Annotated in this window: 17 protein-coding genes, 1 tRNA gene and 1 rRNA gene; 18 read left to right on the top strand and 1 reads right to left on the bottom strand. The window is 30.2% G+C overall.

All coding sequences use genetic code 11. The features are described 5' to 3' along the window. The first annotated feature begins 88 nt into the window (after window positions 1–88). Window positions 89–970, top strand: a complete 882-nt coding sequence (gene ispE / locus I4U89_RS12765) for a 4-(cytidine 5'-diphospho)-2-C-methyl-D-erythritol kinase (protein WP_195940730.1) — start codon at window positions 89–91, stop codon at window positions 968–970. Then, window positions 963–1643 (top strand): GntR family transcriptional regulator, encoded by a 681-nt coding sequence (locus tag I4U89_RS12760; protein WP_195940729.1) that lies wholly within the window; start codon window positions 963–965, stop codon window positions 1641–1643. The genes ispE and I4U89_RS12760 overlap by 8 nt, the downstream gene beginning before the upstream one ends. 72 nt (window positions 1644–1715) lie before the next feature. Here I4U89_RS12760 and I4U89_RS12755 read toward each other — a convergent pair. After that, window positions 1716–1791, bottom strand: a tRNA-Asn gene (locus I4U89_RS12755). Window positions 1792–2085: 294 nt separating this feature from the next. Between I4U89_RS12755 and spoIIR the strand changes: the two genes are divergently transcribed. The 16 genes from spoIIR to I4U89_RS12675 all read left to right on the top strand — a co-directional run. Next, a complete protein-coding gene (gene spoIIR / locus I4U89_RS12750; protein ID WP_195940728.1) occupies window positions 2086–2742 on the top strand; it encodes a stage II sporulation protein R in 657 nt (218 codons plus the stop codon). Between the two features lie 15 nt (window positions 2743–2757). Beyond that, complete coding sequence (locus I4U89_RS12745; protein WP_195940727.1) at window positions 2758–3273, top strand: cell wall hydrolase; 516 nt, start codon at window positions 2758–2760, stop codon at window positions 3271–3273. A 139-nt stretch (window positions 3274–3412) separates the two neighbouring features. Then, window positions 3413–4480, top strand: a complete 1068-nt coding sequence (locus tag I4U89_RS12740; RefSeq protein ID WP_195940726.1) for a D-alanine--D-alanine ligase family protein — start codon at window positions 3413–3415, stop codon at window positions 4478–4480. A 14-nt stretch (window positions 4481–4494) separates the two neighbouring features. Next, entirely contained in the window at window positions 4495–5304 is an 810-nt protein-coding gene (gene murI, locus I4U89_RS12735; protein ID WP_195940780.1) for a glutamate racemase, read from the top strand. 61 nt (window positions 5305–5365) lie between these two features. After that, complete coding sequence (locus tag I4U89_RS12730; RefSeq protein ID WP_195940725.1) at window positions 5366–5782, top strand: DUF1934 domain-containing protein; 417 nt, start codon at window positions 5366–5368, stop codon at window positions 5780–5782. A 180-nt stretch (window positions 5783–5962) separates the two neighbouring features. Beyond that, window positions 5963–7348, top strand: coding sequence for a tRNA lysidine(34) synthetase TilS (tilS, locus tag I4U89_RS12725; protein WP_195940724.1), 1386 nt, complete (start codon window positions 5963–5965; stop codon window positions 7346–7348). 31 nt (window positions 7349–7379) lie between these two features. After that, window positions 7380–9326, top strand: a complete 1947-nt coding sequence (ftsH, locus tag I4U89_RS12720) for an ATP-dependent zinc metalloprotease FtsH (RefSeq protein ID WP_195940723.1) — start codon at window positions 7380–7382, stop codon at window positions 9324–9326. Window positions 9327–9662: 336 nt separating this feature from the next. Continuing rightward, window positions 9663–10640: a biotin--[acetyl-CoA-carboxylase] ligase gene (locus I4U89_RS12715; RefSeq protein WP_195940722.1), complete on the top strand. Its 978-nt coding sequence runs from the start codon at window positions 9663–9665 to the stop codon at window positions 10638–10640. Beyond that, window positions 10633–11592, top strand: coding sequence for a P1 family peptidase (locus I4U89_RS12710; RefSeq protein ID WP_195940721.1), 960 nt, complete (start codon window positions 10633–10635; stop codon window positions 11590–11592). The genes I4U89_RS12715 and I4U89_RS12710 overlap by 8 nt, the downstream gene beginning before the upstream one ends. 154 nt (window positions 11593–11746) lie before the next feature. Then, complete coding sequence (locus I4U89_RS12705; protein WP_243279217.1) at window positions 11747–12346, top strand: ECF transporter S component; 600 nt, start codon at window positions 11747–11749, stop codon at window positions 12344–12346. An 18-nt stretch (window positions 12347–12364) separates the two neighbouring features. After that, a complete protein-coding gene (locus I4U89_RS12700) occupies window positions 12365–13135 on the top strand; it encodes a type III pantothenate kinase (RefSeq protein ID WP_195940720.1) in 771 nt (256 codons plus the stop codon). A 142-nt stretch (window positions 13136–13277) separates the two neighbouring features. Further along, window positions 13278–14252: a tRNA dihydrouridine synthase DusB gene (gene dusB, locus I4U89_RS12695; RefSeq protein WP_195940778.1), complete on the top strand. Its 975-nt coding sequence runs from the start codon at window positions 13278–13280 to the stop codon at window positions 14250–14252. 102 nt (window positions 14253–14354) lie between these two features. Beyond that, entirely contained in the window at window positions 14355–14834 is a 480-nt protein-coding gene (greA, locus tag I4U89_RS12690) for a transcription elongation factor GreA (RefSeq protein WP_092921514.1), read from the top strand. Between the two features lie 17 nt (window positions 14835–14851). Then, a complete protein-coding gene (gene lysS / locus I4U89_RS12685) occupies window positions 14852–16381 on the top strand; it encodes a lysine--tRNA ligase (RefSeq protein ID WP_195940719.1) in 1530 nt (509 codons plus the stop codon). Window positions 16382–16735: 354 nt separating this feature from the next. After that, window positions 16736–16921, top strand: a complete 186-nt coding sequence (locus tag I4U89_RS12680; RefSeq protein WP_195940718.1) for a hypothetical protein — start codon at window positions 16736–16738, stop codon at window positions 16919–16921. Between the two features lie 217 nt (window positions 16922–17138). Continuing rightward, a 16S ribosomal RNA gene (locus tag I4U89_RS12675) occupies window positions 17139–17470 on the top strand; the annotation flags it as partial.

Raw genomic sequence — 17470 nt, 5'->3', positions numbered from 1 at the left:
ATAGGGGGGACAATCCCCTATTATTTTATTTTTTGTAGTATAATGTTAATAGCTGAGAATACATTATACTATATACAAGGAGGATATGATGAATTCTATAGAATTAAAAAGCAGAGCAAAAATTAATCTATCTATAGATGTGCTAGGAAAAAGAGACGATGGGTATCATCTAGTAGAAATGATAATGCAGACAATTGACCTGTATGATGTTATAAAGATAAAACAATTAGATACAAATGACGTCGTTATAAAGAGTAATAGTAGCCATATACCACTAGATAATGACAATATAGTATACAAAGCTATTGAACTTTTAAGACAAAGATTTAATATAAATAAAGGGATTGAAGTATTTATAGAGAAAAATATACCTGTAGCAGCAGGTATGGCAGGTGGGAGTTCAAATGCAGCAGCAGTTTTAGTTGGACTTAATAAGCTTTGGAAATTAAATTTAACAGAACAAGAGTTACAGGAGTTAGGTTTAAAGTTAGGGGCAGATGTTCCATACTGTATTTCTGGGAAAACTGCATTAGCAGAAGGAATTGGAGAAAAACTTAGTTACATAAAAGGGCTACCTAAAAATATAAGTATACTTATATGTAAGCCTAATCTATTTGTGTCTACAAAAGATGTATATCAAGGTTTAGACTTAAACAATATAGTAAAAAGACCTAATAATAAATTCTTAATTGAGTGCCTAGAAAAAGAGGATATAGATTCTTTATCAAAGAATATGTCAAATGTATTAGAAAATGTAACTAGTAAAATGCATAAAGAAATAAATGAAATAGAAGAAATAATGATGGCTAATAGTGCTTTAGGTTCTATGATGAGTGGTAGTGGGCCTACAGTATTTGGATTATTTGATAAATATGATAATGCACTAAAGTGTAAAGACATACTATTACAACAATATTCTCAAGTATATGTTGTAAGCAGTAGTGAAAAAGGAGTTGAAATTTGTGGATAACTTAACTAAATTAAATCTAGATGATTATAAGCCTCTAAGAGATGTAGTATTTGAAAATCTTAGAGAAGCAATAGTAGAAGGAAAGTTAAATCCAGGGCAAAGATTAATGGAGGTTCAGTTAGCAGAACAGTTAGGCGTAAGTAGAACTCCAGTAAGAGAAGCTATAAGAAAACTTGAGTTAGAAGGACTTGTTGTTATGTTGCCTAGAAAAGGTGCTTATGTAGCTAATATGTCATTAAAAGATATAATAGACGTATTAGAGATAAGAGCAACGCTAGAAGGATTAGCGTCATCTCTAGCAGCAGAAAGAATAAATCCAGAAAATATAAAAGAACTTGAAAAAATAGCGAAAGAATTTGAAGAAAGTGCTAAATGCTCAGACGTTGATACTCTTCTAAAAAAAGATGTAGAGTTTCATGAGTGTATATTTAAATCAACTAACAATAAAAAGCTTCATCAGTTGATAAATTCTTTATGGGAGCAAGTATACAGATTTAGAGAGACATATATAGCTGATTATGAAACAGTGAAAAATATAATAGATGAGCATAGGGCTATTGTAGATGCAATAAAAAAGGGAGATAATGAACTTGCTAAAAAATATGCTAAAGAGCATATTGAAAAGGCAGAAAACTTTATGATAGAAAGAACCGTAAATAATAAAGAAATTTAAAAGAAGGTAAAACCTTCTTTTTTTATTGTAACAAAATAAAAAACTCTTAGCCTAAACTAAGAGTTTTTAAATTGGCGGGAATAACAGGGCTCGAACCTGTGACCCATTGATTAACAGTCAATTGCTCTACCTACTGAGCCATATTCCCATATATTTCGGATAAGATAGAAATTGTTTACCTGTCCGTTACAGTTATTATTTTAACCAGTTTATTTAATTTTATTAATAGTTTATTAAAAAATTTTAAACTATTAATAAATATTTATAAATAGTCTGTGATATACATCGCGAATTAGGCTAACATAGTCTGTATTTTTTATATATGAATTAAAAATAGAACTCTGATATATAAAATAAAGTAATCTAAAATTCTAATGCAAAAGTATAAAAAAGTGAAGATTGGATATACTCAAAATAGAAATATTTTGAGGGGGAAATAATTATGAATAAAATAAAGTTAAGATTAATAATATTAGTATTAAGTCTTATAAGTGTTATAAGTTTAATGACAATAACTATAAGCGGAGAAGTCAATAATATTAATTCTTTATCAGAAAATTATAAAGATAAGTTGATAAGGTTTCATGTTATAGCAAATAGTGATTCAGATGAAGATCAAGAATTAAAACTAAAAGTAAGAGATGCAGTTATTGAGTATCTTCAACCTAAACTATTAAAATCAAAAAGTATAAGCCAAAGTGAAGAAATAATAAAGAATGAATATGACCAAATAGAAAGAATAAGTGAGAATATTATAAAAGAAAATGGATATACTTATGACATAAAGGTAGGAATAGAATATAGTAATTTTCCAACTAAGCAATATTCAAGTGTAGTTCTTCCAGCAGGGGAATACAAGGCTTTGAAGATAGTTATCGGAGAGGGAACAGGTAAAAATTGGTGGTGTGTGATGTTTCCACCTTTATGTTTTATAGATGAAGAAAATGGAGTTATAGATAAGGCTACAGATGAAAAGTTAAAGGAAGTATTAACTGAAGAAGAATACAATCTAATAACTCATAAAACTAAAGAAGAAGTTAGTAGAGTAGAAGTTAAGTTTAAAATAGCAGAAATCATAGATTCAATATTAAAAAACTAAAGGAGTGACATAAGAATGGACAGGTGCTATAAATCTATAGTATCGTTAATTATTTTATTCTACATGTTGTTATGTACGAATGTGGTACTAGCGGAAGGAAAAGATTTAGGAACAAGTGAAGTACCTAATGTAGAAGAAGGTACTACCAAAAAACAAGAAAAAGAAGTTTTAAACATAACAAATGATGAGCTTTTATTGTTATCTAGGTTAGTGTCAGGAGAAGCTAGAGGAGAATCTTATGAAGGTCAGGTAGCAGTAGCAGCAGTTGTTATAAATAGAGTAAAAGATCCTAGATTTCCAAATACAGTAAGAGATGTTATATATCAGAAAAATGCTTTTTCTGTTGTAAATGATGGTTCGATAGAAATGGATCCAACAGAAAGCGCCTATAAAGCAGCACGGGAAGCTTTATATGGAAGTGACCCAACTAACGAATCTATATATTTTTGGAATCCAGATATAGCCACTTGCAAGTGGATAAAAACTTTGAGTCCTCACATGAGAATAGGAAACCATGTGTTTGCAAAATAATAGTGAAAATTGATGTAAATGCGCAAAAAGGAGCTTGGCTCCTTTATTTTTTTGTTATAATGGACTATAATAATCATTTAGATAGTAAAATGCATATAATATTTGAATTAGAAAATAAACCAGAAAGGTGAGATTGTTAATGAGCAAACTTAATGTGGCTTTAATATTTGGTGGAAAATCAGGAGAGCATGAAGTTTCTTTATCTTCAACTGCTTCAATATATAAACATATAGATAAAAATAAATACAATATATTTACAATAGGGATAACTAAAGATGGAAGATGGATGTATTATGAAGGTAGTGAAGAAAATATAAAAAATGGTCAATGGGAAAATTTAGCTAATAAAAATGTTGAAATAAATCTTATACCTGTTGGAAACAGAGAAGTAGGTATAAAATTCGAAGATGGAAGATTTAAAAAGATAGACGTATTATTCCCAGTTTTACATGGACCATATGGAGAAGATGGCAAAATACAAGGGCTATTTGAGATAAGTCAAATACCATATGTTGGTTGTGGTGTTTTAGCTTCAAGTGTTGGTATGGATAAACTTGTATGTAAAAAAGTATTCTCTCAAATGGGATTACCACAGGTAAATTATACTTATACAACTAAAATAGTATTTAACAATAACACAGAAGAAGAACTAAACAAAATAGAAGAAGAACTAGATTATCCTGTATTTGTAAAACCTGCTAATTTAGGTTCAAGTGTTGGTATATCTAAAGCAACAAATAGAGAAGAACTTCTAAATGGAATAAATGAAGCTTTAAAATTTGATTCAAGAATAGTCTTAGAGCAAGGTGTAGACGCAAGAGAAATAGAAGTTTCTGTTTTAGGAAATGAAGAAGTTAAGGCGTCTATAGCAGGTGAGATAAAGCCGGCTAAAGATTTCTATGATTATGAAGATAAATATATAAACGGAGCATCTACTTATGAAATACCAGCTAAAATAAGTGATACAGACATGGAAAATATAAGAAATATGGCAATAGATGCATTTAAAGGAATAGATGGTAAAGGACTTTCAAGAGTAGACTTTTTTATAGACAGAAAGTCAGGAGAAATATTTATAAATGAAATAAACACATTACCAGGGTTTACTAATATAAGTATGTATCCTAAAATGTGGGAAGTGACAGGATTAGAATATTCTAATCTAATAGATAAATTAATAGAGCTAGCAATAGACTCTAAGAAGTAAAGCAGGTGTTTATGATGAACAATAGACCTATAGGGGTGTTTGATTCTGGGTTAGGTGGATTAACAGTTTTAAAAGAAATAATGAAAATATTACCTAATGAAAATATAATATACTTTGGGGATACAGCAAGAGTTCCCTATGGTCCTAGATCAAAAGATACAGTAATGAAATATACCTTCCAAGCAATAAATTTTTTAATATCTAAAGGTGTAAAAGCTATTGTAATAGCTTGTAATACAGCTACGGCTAGATGTTTAAAAGAAGCTAATGAAAAATATGATATACCTATAATAGGTGTTATAGAAGCAGGTGCTAGAACAGCTGCATATTCTACAAAAAACAAAATAGTGGGTGTTATTGGAACAGAAGGTACGGTACGTTCTAAAGCTTATAATGCAGAAATAGCTAAAATAGATAAAGATATAAAAATAATAGATAAAGCTTGTAATTTATTTGTTCCAATAGTAGAAGAAGGTTGGGCAAATACGGAAATAGCTAGACTAACAGCTGAAAAATATTTAGAAGAGTTAGTTAATGAAGGGATAGACTCTTTAGTGCTAGGATGCACTCACTACCCAATATTAAAGAGAACTATTGGAGAATATGTTGGAGAAGAGATTAGATTAGTGAATCCAGCTAAAGAAACTGCTATGGATTTGAAAAAAATACTAGAAGAAGAAGATATATTAAGAGAAGATGGTAATGAAAGAGCATATTATGAATACTATGTCTCTGATATACCTGAAAAATTCGCTAGTATAGCCACAGAGTTTATAAAGAGAGATATAGATAATGTAAATCATGTTGAAATACAAAAGTACTAATCAACAAATATAAACTTTAGATATTATCTAAAGTTTATATTTGTTTTAGGAGGAAAAAGAAGTGAATGCTAAAATAAATATAGTTACAACGCAATATGAAAAGAAAAGAGTACTGGATACTATAAAACAACAAGTTGATGCAAACATATACTATAAAAATGAAGATTTATATGTAGTTTATAAGGAAGTGGAAATGGATAAACCGACTACAACAACTATTAAAATATCTGATAATAAGATTAGTATAAAGAAGTTCGGTGAAGTAAATTCTACTATGAATTTTGAAAAGGGAGTTGTAAATAAAAGTAAATATAGAACTCCACAAGGTTTATTTATAATAGAGACTAAAACAAGAGAATTAAAAATAGATAAAAAAACAGAAAACTGCATAAAATTAAATATAGATTATGACATAAATATAATGAATTTGTTTAACGGTAGAAATAAAATAGATATTTTGTTAGAAATTAAAGAATAATAGAAATATATAAATTTTATAAAGGTAGTTAAAGTACTACCTTTTATTTAATTTATTTGGTATTATAATAACTATACTAAACTTTGAATGTTTTTTAAAACGTACAAGGGTTTATAGTTTTTTTATAGAAACTTTATACATAAAAAGTTACTAAAAACTAGATGTAAGAGGTATTAATATATGATATTTGAAAAAGTACTAAGTACTATAAATAAATATAAGCTAATAGAAGATGGAGATAAAATAGTTTTAGGACTTTCTGGGGGACCAGACTCTGTTTGTCTATTGCATATACTTTATAGACTAAAAGAAAAGTTAGATATCGAAGTATATGCAGCTCATTTAAATCACCAAATAAGAGGTATAGAAGCACAAAAAGATGCACTATATATAACTCAACTTTGTGAAAACTTAGGAGTGACATCCTTTGTTAAATCTATAGATGTACCTAAATACTGTAAAGAAAATGGTTTATCTGTAGAAGAAGGTGCAAGAAAGCTTAGATATGAAATGTTTGAAGAAATAAAACAAAAGACCAAATCTAATAAGATAGCTATAGGTCATAACTTAAATGATCAAGCAGAAACTATACTTATGAGAATAATGAGAGGGACTGGACTTCAAGGATTAAGAGGAATAGAATATATAAGAGACAATAATATAATAAGACCTATATTAGATATAGATAGAAAAGATATAGAAGCTTATTGTGAAGAATACGAATTAAATCCAAGAATAGATCATACAAACCTAGAAACTATATACACCAGAAATAAAATAAGATTAGAACTTATACCATATATGAAGGATAATTTTAATCCAAATGTAATAGAATCTATAGTAAGAATGAGTAATAGTTTAAAAACTGATAGTGACTATATCCAAGAAGAATCAGAAATTAAATTTAAAGAAGTTTCTAATTTACAAGAAAATGCCTGCGAAATAGATATACAAAAGTACTCAAAACTTCATAATGCTATCAAGGTGAGGGTATTAAGAAAAGGTATAAAACATATACTTGGAGATACTAACTTTGTAGACCAAAAGCATATAGAAGACATTATGCAATTAGAAGATAATAAAAAAATAGATAAAATGATAACCCTTCCAAGGGGGATATTTGCATATAGAAGAAAAAATACTATACTATTAACTAATAAAGAAATAGTTAACGAAACTATAGAGTTTTGTTATAATTTACCTAGTAATGGTTTTATTAAAGTAAAAGAGCTTAATTTAGTTTTAGAAACTCAAACCATGAATATAGATAGATATAAGAGTATGAAACTAGATAAGAAATCTAAAGCTTTTGATTTTGGTAAAGTAAAAGGGGGTATAGTAGTAAGAAGTAGACATGAAGGCGATAAGATAAAGCTTTCAGCAGGAAGTAAGAAAATAAAAGATTTATTTATAGATTTAAAAATACCTAGAGAAGAAAGAAATAATGTACCTATAATAGTAGATGAGCAAGGCATATTATGTGTAGGTGATTATAGAAATAGCGAAAATTACAAAATAGACAATAATACAAAGGAAGTCTTAAAGATTACCTTTAAGAAAATATAGAATAAAACGATATAGGAAAGGAGGACTTCTTTTGAATAAATTTTTCAAGGGAATAGGTTTCTACCTACTAATATTTATAATCATAGTAGGAATAGTACAGTTTTCAGGAAAACCTACTGAAAAGATAGAAGATATGCAGTTCTCTAAAGTTTACAGAGAGCTAGAAAAAGGAAATGTATCAAGAATACATTTTGTTGATGGAACTGCAGTAGAAGGAACTATAAAAGACTCTAATAAAAAGTTTAGGTCATATGTTCCAAAAGAAGTAATGGGAGATAAATTAGCTGATGAAATCTTAAGTCAAGCTATGCAAGGTAAATTAGTGTTTGGTGGAGAACCAAGACCATCAACTCCTTGGTTTGTAGAAATGTTACCGACACTATTATTAATATTCTTCATGGTAATAATATGGTTTGTCTTCATGAATCAGTCTCAAGGTGGAGGCGGAAAGGTTATGAACTTCGGTAAATCAAAAGCCAAGGTTCATAAAGATGATGAAAAAACTAGAGTTACATTTAAAGATGTAGCAGGTTTAAATGAAGAAAAAGAAGATTTACAAGAAGTTGTAGACTTCTTGAAAAACCCTAAAAAGTATATTGATTTAGGGGCAAGGATACCAAAAGGTATACTTATGGTAGGTCCTCCAGGTACAGGTAAGACTTACTTATCAAGAGCAGTTGCAGGAGAAGCAGGAGTTCCATTCTTTAGTATAAGTGGTTCTGACTTCGTTGAAATGTTTGTTGGGGTAGGGGCATCTAGAGTTAGAGACCTATTTGAACAAGCTAAAAAGAATGCACCGGCTATAATATTTATAGACGAAATAGATGCTGTTGGTAGAAAAAGAGGAGCAGGTCTTGGCGGAGGTCATGATGAGAGAGAGCAAACACTTAATCAGCTTTTAGTTGAAATGGATGGTTTTGGTGTTAATCAAGGAATCATAATAATGGCTGCAACAAATAGACCAGATATACTTGACCCAGCATTACTTAGACCAGGAAGATTTGACAGACAGGTAGTTGTAGGAGCGCCAGATGTTAAAGGTAGAGAAGCTATATTTAAGGTTCATTCTAAGAATAAGCCATTAGCAGATGATGTTAATATTGAAGTTTTAGCTAAGAGAACACCTGGATTTACTCCAGCAGATATAGAAAACTTAATGAATGAAGCTGCTATATTAACAGCTAGAAAAAGAGAAAAGAAAATCCAAATGGAAACAATAGAAGAAGCTATAACAAAAGTTATAGCAGGTGTTGCTAAGAAATCTAGAGTAATAAGTGAACCTGAAAGAAGACTTACAGCATATCATGAAGCAGGTCATGCGGTTTGTGCGCACGTACTTGAACATGTAAGTCCAGTTCACCAAGTTACAATAGTACCAAGAGGAAGAGCAGGAGGATTTACTATGCAACTTCCTGTTGAAGATAAATTCTATGCAACAAAGAATGAAATGAAAGAAAATATAGTTGTCTTATTAGGTGGTAGAGTTGCTGAAGAATTAGTTTTAGATGATATATCTACAGGAGCATCAAATGACTTAGAAAGAGTAGCATCTACAGCTAGAAGCATGGTTACTAAATACGGAATGAGTTCAAAACTTGGACCTATGGCATTTGGTGATCAAGAAGATGAAGTATTCCTAGGAAATAGCTTCAATTCTAAAAAGAATTACTCAGAAGAAATAGCTTATGAAATAGACAAGGAAGTAAGTAGAATAGTTGATGAAGCTTATGCTAGAACTAAAAAATTACTACAAGATAATATGGATAGTTTAGAGTATATAGCTCAAGCATTACTAGTACATGAAACTTTAGATGCAGAGCAATTTATAAAAGCTTTTGATAAAGAATTGCCTTTAGAAAATGCTGAATCTAAAGTTGATACAACTGCTATAACAAAAGAAGAGTCTGATGTGGAGCAAAATAACTTAGAAAATACTACAAATGAAGACACTACTCAAAATGATATAGATAACGAATAGTATAAAAAAGAACCTTGATTAATCAAGGTTCTTTTTTATGTTATAAATCTATAATGTATTTAGTATATTAAAAAATATAAAATTAAATCTAATAGAGTAGGTTATAAACCTTTTTATAGTGAACGGTGATATTTTTTATTCTTATTGGATAGAAAAAGCTTTAAAGTGTTAAATAAATAGTTATTTTATTAGAATTCTGATTAATATACTAGTGATTAAAAATAAATTAAAATTATAAGTTATTTAAAATGTGAAAATATTAATAGATAATGTATAATTAGTTATAAATTAAAAAGTAATATAGTTGTATAAAGTTTTTATAGATAGAGGTGAAGGATGAGAAAAAAAGTAATACAAGAAATATTAGATAATAAAAGTAAATTTATTTCAGGGGAAGAATTATCTAAAAAATTAGGAATATCTAGAGCAGCTATTTGGAAACATATAAAATCTCTTAGAGAAGAGGGATATAATATTGAATCGGTAAACAAGAAAGGGTATAGATTGATAGAAAAGCCCGATGATTTGCTTACTTATGATAACATATATCATAATTTAAATACTAAAATTTTAGGTAAGAAAATTATTCATTTTAATACAATTGACTCTACAAATGATTATGCTAAAAAAATAGGCAATGAAGAGTCTGAAGGTACAGTTATTATAAGTGAAGAGCAAATAAAAGGTAGAGGTAGGCTAGGTAGAAGTTGGCATTCTAATTCGTATGAAGGGATATGGATGAGTATAATACTTAAACCAAATATAATTCCATACAAGGCACCATTCATAACATTAATAGCGGGAGCAAGTATAGTGGAAGCTTTAAATAAGCTAGGTGTAAATGCTAAAATCAAATGGCCAAACGACATTATATTAAATGAGAAAAAAATATGTGGAATATTAACTGAACTATCCGCAGAAATAGAAAGAATTAATCATATTGTCTTAGGTATTGGAATAAATGTAAAAACTATGGAGTTTTCCCAGGAAATATGTGATGTAGCTACATCTCTATATAAAGAAAATTATATTATATCTAGAGTCGATATAGTAAGGAATATATTATTAGAATTTGAAAGTCTGTATTTAGAGTATATAAATAATAATTCAAAAGAAAAAGTTTTAGATATTTGTAGAAGGCATTCAGCTATAATTGGAAAAGAAATATATATCATAAGAGGTGAAGAAAAAGAATTAGTTAGATGTTTAGATATAAATGAAGAGGGAAATTTAATTATAAGAAGAAATGATGGTTCTATTAAAGAGATTATATCAGGAGAGGTTTCTATAAGGGGGATTAAAGGATATGTATAACAATATTTTAGATGTAAAAGGCATAAAAGTAGGTCAAGTTCAAGATACTGAAGGGTTAACAGGATGTACTGTTGTTATATGTGAAGAAGGTGCTACATGTGGAGTAGACGTTAGAGGTTCAGCACCTGGAACAAGAGAAACTGATTTATTAGATCCTATAAATATGATACAAAAAGTACATGCAGTTGTTCTGTCTGGTGGTTCTGCATTTGGATTAGAATCTACATGTGGAGTAAGTAAATATTTGGAAGAACATAATATAGGGTTTGATGTTGGAGTAGCTAAAGTACCTATTGTAGTTGGAGCTGTATTATTTGATTTAATAGTAGGGGATCCAAAATGTAGACCAAATATAGATATGGGGTATAAGGCTTGTGAAGCTGCCACGGATAAAGAGTTAAGACAAGGTAATTATGGTGCAGGATGTGGAGCTACAGTAGGGAAGATAAGAGGACCAGAATATTGTATGAAAGGTGGAATAGGAAGTTATTCTATAAAATTAGAAAATGGATTAGTTGTATCTGCATTAGTCGCTGTAAATGCTTTTGGAGATATATATGAAGATGGGAAATTAATAGCTGGGGTTTTAGATGATAGTAAAAAGAAAAATCTTAGCACTTATGATATTTTGAAAGAAGGATTCTCAAAAGGTGGATTTAGCATAGATAACACTACTATAGGTGTAGTTGTTACTAATGCTAAGTTGGATAAAGCAGGGTGCAAGAAAGTATCTCAAGTAGCACATAATGGTTATGCAAAATCTATATTCCCTATACATACACCTCATGATGGAGATACAATTTTTACAATGGCTACAGGAGAAATAGAGTCAGATATAACTCTAATTAGTTCCATAGCTACAGAGGTTGTAGAAAAAAGTGTAATAAATGCAATAAAAAATGCAAACTCTATAAAGAATATACCTTCTTATAAAGAAATAATAGGAAATTAAGAATTATTGACAATGTCATTTCCTATTGATACAATTATTCTTGTTGCAGCTGGCATCCTTGAAATATAGGAGCCTGACTTGATATCAAGAGAATAAAAAACTAAATAATTTAAGAAGTCCGGCATCTTTATGAGCTGGAACGGAGGTGTATTTTATGAACGTGCAAACAAAAGCTACAAAAAATGTGAACGTAAGAAAGATGGCTATAATAGGTGTGCTTTCCGCAATATCTATTATGATGTCAATGATACCAGGGATAGGGTATATACCTATAGGACCCACTAATGCAACTATAATGCATATACCTGTTATCATAGGTTCAATTATAGAAGGTCCTATAGTTGGAGCTACAGTAGGGTTTATATTTGGTCTGACTAGCCTTATAAAGGCGTTGACGCAACCTACGATAACATCTTTCGCATTTATTAATCCACTAGTGTCTATACTTCCAAGAGTGTTGATAGGAATACTAGCGTATTATATATATGAATTCACTATGAAGTTAACTAAAAAAGCATCTATATCAGGATTATTAGCCGGAGGATTAGGTTCTATAATAAACACAGCAGGTGTTTTAGGCATGATTTATATCTTATATGGAGCTAGGTTTGCTGAAGTAAGTGGGGCGAGTGCTTCTACTGCAGGAACATTTATATTTACTCTTGCAGCGACAAATGGTATACCTGAAGCGATAGTTGGAGCTTTAGTAGTATCACCTGTTGTAATGGCCCTTAAAAAAGTCATCAAAAGGTAGAAAGAAGGTTAATAATAAATGCTTTTAGTATTTGATGTTGGAAATACCAATATGGTTTTAGGTATATATAAAGAAAAACAGTTAATAAAAGACTGGAGAATAAACACAGACAAAGAAAAGACGTCTGATGAGTATGGAATGTTAATAAGTAACTTATTTAAATTTGATAATATAGATATAAATGAAATAGAGGATATAATAATATCTTCAGTTGTACCAAATGTAATGCATTCTCTTGAAAATTTTTGTATAAAGTACTGTAACATAAATCCTAAGATAGTTGGTCCTGGGATAAAAACAGGATTAAATATAAAATATGATAATCCTAAGCAAGTAGGAGCAGATAGAATTGTAAATGCTGTTGCTGGTATAGAAAAGTACAAATATCCACTTATAATAGTTGATTTCGGAACAGCTACAACATTCTGTGCTATATCTGATAAAGGGGAATACTTAGGAGGGACTATAGCTCCAGGAATAAAGATATCAAGTGAAGCTTTATTCCAAAGAGCATCAAAACTTCCTAGAGTTGAACTTATAAAACCAGGAACTACAGTATGCAAAAATACTGTATCAGCTATGCAAGCTGGAATAGTTTATGGATATGTGGGATTAGTTGACAAGATAATAGATATGATGAAAAAAGAACTTGATTATGAAAACATAAAAGTTGTTGCTACAGGAGGATTATCAACTCTTATAGCATCAGAAACAGATTCTATAGACTATGTAGATAAATACTTAACTTTAGAAGGATTAAGATTAATATACGAGAAGAACAAAGAATAGAGGGAATTGGGTTATTTGCCCAATTCTTTTTTTGAATAAATCAATTTCAAAACATGTATCTCAATTATGAATTTTGTGATAATGAATTAATTTATGGATATATATAAATAATAAAAATACATCATATAGGAGGAGACAAATGATAAAAATAGGAAATTTAGAGCTTGAAAATAAAGTCTTTTTATCGCCGATGGCTGGTGTAACAGACTTACCATTTAGGCTTATATGTAAAGAACAAAACTGTGGAATGCTTTATACGGAAATGATAAATGCTAAGGCATTATGTTATGATGATGAGAATACTAAAAAAATGCTTAAAATAGAAGATGCAGAACATCCAGTAGCAGTTCAAATATTTGGTTCAGACCCAGAGTTTATGGGAAGAGCTGCTCAAATAATGAATGAATACCCAAATGAAGTATTAGATATAAATATGGGATGTCCAGCACCTAAAGTTGTTAAAAATGGTGATGGGTCAGCTCTTATGAGAAATCCTAAGCTTGCTGAAGAAGTTTTAAAGGCTGTAGTTAAAAATTCAGACAAGCCGGTAACTTTAAAAATAAGAAAAGGCTGGGATGATAATAGTGTAAATGCAGTTGAAATAGCTAAAATAGCAGAAGCTTGTGGTATAAGTGCCCTAGCGATACATGGTAGAACTAGAGAACAATATTATTCTGGAAAAGCAGATTGGGATATAATAGGTGAAATAAAGAAAAATATAAGCATACCTGTCATAGGAAATGGAGATGTATTTACAGTAGAAGATGCTAGAAATATATTAGACAAAACAAATTGTGATGCTATAATGATAGGTAGAGGGGCTCAAGGTAACCCATGGATATTCAAGAGAATAAACCATTACATGCAAACTGGTGAGATATTACCAGAGCCAACATTAGAAGAAAAGATAAACACTTCTATTAAACATTTAGATTTAGCGGTAAAAGAGCATGGAGAATATGTTGCTGTAAGAGAAATGAGAAAGCATATAGGTTGGTACCTAAAAGGACTTAAAAACTCTGCTAGAGTTAGAGATGAAATAAATAAGATAGAAAGCCACGAAGAAGTAGTAGCTAAGCTACGTGAGTATATGGAAGACTGCTTGACATTGAAATAAGAGTAACTTATAATATAGCGCATAAATTAAAAATGTATATTTTGAGCAAAATTTAAAAATTGGGCTTATGCCCAAATACATAGTGAAGGAGTTGTAGGGGTCATGGAAGATAAGAAAGAAATACTGTTAACTCAAGAAGGATTCGATAAGTTAGAGGAAGAAGTAGAGTTTTTAAAAACTGTAAGAAGAAGAGAAGTTGCTGATAGAATAAAGGTAGCTATATCTTTTGGAGATATATCTGAAAACTCTGAGTATGATGAAGCTAAGAATGAGCAAGCTCAAGTTGAAGAGAGAATAATGAAGTTAGAAAGTATGATAAGAAGAGCTGTTATCATAGATGAAAGTCAAATAGATGTTAATGTTGTTACTATAGGTTCGATAGTTAAGGTAAACGATGTTGAATTTGATGAAGAAGTTGAATATACAATAGTAGGTTCAGCAGAAGCAGACCCATATGAAGGAAGAATATCAAATGAATCTCCTGTAGGAAAAGCTCTTTTAGGAAGAACTATAGGAGATGTTGTAGAAGTACAAGTACCAGACGGAGTTGCTAAGTTTGAAATATTAGAAATAAAAAGATAATATGGGAGGTAAAACAAATGAATAATGATCAACAAATGAATAATGATCAAACTCAAGAAGAACTTAGTGAAGTTCTTCAAATAAGAAGAGATAAGTTAGCTAAGCTACAAGAAATGGGAAGAGATCCTTTCCACCAAAGTAGATATGACAGAACTACTAACTCTATGGAAATAAAAAATAACTTTGAAGAATTTGAAGGAAAAGTAGTTAGAATAGCTGGACGTATAATGAGTAAGAGACTTCAAGGTAAAGCAGGATTCATCGATATACAAGATCAAGACGGAAGAATACAATGCTATGTTAGACTTGATAGAATAGGTGAAGAAGAGTATGCTATATTCTCTACATATGATATAGGAGATATAATAGGGCTTGAAGGTGAAGTATTCAAGACTAAAAAAGAAGAAATCTCTGTAAAAGCAAATGAAGTTGTTTTATTATCTAAATCACTTCAAATATTACCAGAAAAATATCATGGATTAAAAGACCAAGATTTAAGATACAGACAAAGATATGTTGACTTAATAGTTAACCCAGAAGTTAAGGATGCTTTCTTAACAAGAACTAAAGCATTAAAAGCTTTAAGATCTTTCTTAGATGAAAGAGGGTTCTTAGAAGTTGAAACACCAATATTAAATACTATAGCTGGTGGGGCTAATGCTAGACCTTTCATAACTCATCACAATACATTAGATATACCTATGTACATGAGAATTGCCAACGAGTTATACTTAAAGAGACTTATAGTTGGTGGATTTGATAAAGTATATGAAATGGGTAGAATGTTTAGAAATGAAGGTATGTCTATAAAGCATAACCCAGAGTATACTGCTATAGAATTATACCAAGCTTATGCAGATTACACAGACATGATGGATATAACTGAAAATGTTATAGCTTATATGGCTGAAGCTGCTACAGGAAGCATGAAGGTAAATTATCAAGGAACTGAAATAGACTTCACTCCGCCATGGAGAAGAATGACTATGGAAGACTGTGTTAAAGAATATACTGGTGTAGATTTCTCAAAAATAAACACAGATGAAGAAGCTTTAGCAGTTGCTAAGGAAAAAGGAATAGAAATAACTCCTGGAATGAGAAGAGGAGAAGTTATAAATGCAATGTTCGAAGAATTTGGAGAAGATAAGTTAATCCAACCTACATTTATAACTCACCATCCAGTTGAAGTATCTCCACTTGCTAAGAGAAATGTAGAAGATCCAAGAAAAACAGATAGATTCGAAGCATTCGCAAATAAGTGGGAGTTAGCCAATGCATTCTCTGAATTAAATGATCCAATAGATCAAAAAGAAAGATTTATGGACCAATTAAGAAAGAAAGAATTAGGAGATGACGAAGCTTGTGATATGGATGAAGATTTTGTAAATGCTCTAGAAGTAGGTCTTCCTCCAACTGGTGGATTAGGAATAGGTATAGATAGAGTTATGATGTTATTAACAAATTCTCCATCTATAAGAGACGTAATTTTATTCCCAACAATGAAACCAATAGATAACTCTGCAAGCAACAAAGCAGACGAAGAATAGATTATAAATAAAAACCCTATAAAATAGCGTTAAAGCTATTTTATAGGGTTTTTATTTTGTTTTTATGATGATTAAGGTTTAAGCATAGTATAGTGATTATAACTAGAAATAATGTATTTTAAGCATTAAAAATCTTAACTATTATATAAATAATTAATAAAAAATTAAATAAAAAAATATAATTTTTAGCAAGAATCATTAAAAAAGTATATAAAATAGTGAGGAATGTAGCATCCAAATGAGAGAATGAAGACTAAAAAAATAAAAAATGAAGATATATAGATTAATTTTTATAAAGGAAATCTTAATGAAAATATAGAAAATTACATAAAATTAAGTTTAGGGGGAAATAGTATGTTTGGAGTTATAAATTGGATATGTTTAATATGTGTTAGTTTATTGGTTGGAGAAGTTATGATTTATTTTTGTAAAGATGTAATAAAAATTTTAGATTTGAGTAAAAATAAAAAGTCTAGAAGTGTTGCTATTACTAAGGATAGAGAACAAATGAATATATATATAACTAAAATAGCAAAATAAAATTAAAAAAAGTTTTGAAAAAGTATTGACGATATAAAAATAAGGTGATATAGTATTACTTGTCCTTAAGAAAAGGGCAAAACAAAAACACAGAAAAGTGTAAATAAGAACTTTGAAAATTAAACAGTAGGTTAATTTATATAACTGATTCTTAAAAGAATCGAAAACAAACCAAGCCAGATATTCAGATAATGATAGTCTGAGCAGGTAACAACTTTTATTTGAGAGTTTGATCCTGGCTCAGGATGAACGCTGGCGGCGTGCCTAACACATGCAAGTCGAGCGATTCACTTCGGTGAAGAGCGGCGGACGGGTGAGTAACGCGTGGGTAACCTGCCCTGTACACACGGATAACATACCGAAAGGTATGCTAATACGAGATAATATGAGAGAGTCGCATGGCTTTCTTATCAAAGCTTTTGCGGTACAGGATGGACCCGCGTCTGATTAGCTAGTTGGTAAGGTAACGGCTTACCAAGGCGACGATCAGTAGCCGACCTGAGAGGGTGATCGGCCACATTGGAACTGAGACACGGTCCAAACTCCTAC

It is taken from the genome of Romboutsia sp. 1001713B170131_170501_G6 (assembly GCF_015668195.1).
In the GTDB taxonomy this organism is placed as follows: domain Bacteria; phylum Bacillota; class Clostridia; order Peptostreptococcales; family Peptostreptococcaceae; genus Romboutsia_C.
Note: the sequence above shows the minus strand (reverse complement) of the source record. Positions and strands in the feature narration are given on the sequence as shown.

Bases quoted from the DNA above. Each gene is read 5' to 3' on its own strand.
- I4U89_RS12705 (WP_243279217.1), top strand. From the start codon at position 11,747: ATGAACGTGCAAACAAAAGCTACAAAAAATGTGAACGTAAGAAAGATG.
- I4U89_RS12740 (WP_195940726.1), top strand. From the start codon at position 3,413: ATGAGCAAACTTAATGTGGCTTTAATATTTGGTGGAAAATCAGGAGAG.
- murI (WP_195940780.1), top strand. From the start codon at position 4,495: ATGAACAATAGACCTATAGGGGTGTTTGATTCTGGGTTAGGTGGATTA.
- greA (WP_092921514.1), top strand. From the start codon at position 14,355: ATGGAAGATAAGAAAGAAATACTGTTAACTCAAGAAGGATTCGATAAG.
- I4U89_RS12710 (WP_195940721.1), top strand. From the start codon at position 10,633: ATGTATAACAATATTTTAGATGTAAAAGGCATAAAAGTAGGTCAAGTT.
- tilS (WP_195940724.1), top strand. From the start codon at position 5,963: ATGATATTTGAAAAAGTACTAAGTACTATAAATAAATATAAGCTAATA.
- I4U89_RS12700 (WP_195940720.1), top strand. From the start codon at position 12,365: ATGCTTTTAGTATTTGATGTTGGAAATACCAATATGGTTTTAGGTATA.
- ispE (WP_195940730.1), top strand. From the start codon at position 89: ATGAATTCTATAGAATTAAAAAGCAGAGCAAAAATTAATCTATCTATA.
- I4U89_RS12680 (WP_195940718.1), top strand. From the start codon at position 16,736: ATGTTTGGAGTTATAAATTGGATATGTTTAATATGTGTTAGTTTATTG.
- spoIIR (WP_195940728.1), top strand. From the start codon at position 2,086: ATGAATAAAATAAAGTTAAGATTAATAATATTAGTATTAAGTCTTATA.
- I4U89_RS12715 (WP_195940722.1), top strand. From the start codon at position 9,663: ATGAGAAAAAAAGTAATACAAGAAATATTAGATAATAAAAGTAAATTT.
- lysS (WP_195940719.1), top strand. From the start codon at position 14,852: ATGAATAATGATCAACAAATGAATAATGATCAAACTCAAGAAGAACTT.
- I4U89_RS12745 (WP_195940727.1), top strand. From the start codon at position 2,758: ATGGACAGGTGCTATAAATCTATAGTATCGTTAATTATTTTATTCTAC.